Consider the following 305-nt stretch of genomic DNA (forward strand, 5'->3'; position numbering starts at 1 on the left):
CTTCACGACGCCTTCGCGCACTTCGCCCTCGGCCAGCTGGCCGACGAGCTCGGCGCGCTGTTCGGCGCGGCTCTCTTCAAGCACGGCGCGGCGCGAGACAACGATATTGCCCCGCGTGCGGTCCATTTTCAGAATCGCGAACGGCTGTTCCTTGTTCATCAGCGGGGTCACATCGCGCACGGGGCGGATGTCGACCTGGCTGCCCGGCAGGCAGGCCGAGGCACCGCCGAGATCGACGGTGAAGCCGCCCTTGACGCGGCCCACGATGGCGCCGGCGACGGGCTCTTTGGTGTCGTATTGCGTTT

General features: G+C 67.5%; 1 protein-coding gene. It reads right to left on the reverse strand.

Annotated elements, in window-relative coordinates:
• Positions 1-305, reverse strand: a 305-nt coding sequence (locus E5162_RS14535) for a S1 RNA-binding domain-containing protein (protein ID WP_135945969.1), incomplete at both ends; no start/stop codon positions are given.

It is taken from the genome of Marinicauda pacifica, assembly GCF_004793635.1.
GTDB classification, from domain to species: domain Bacteria; phylum Pseudomonadota; class Alphaproteobacteria; order Caulobacterales; family Maricaulaceae; genus Marinicauda; species Marinicauda pacifica.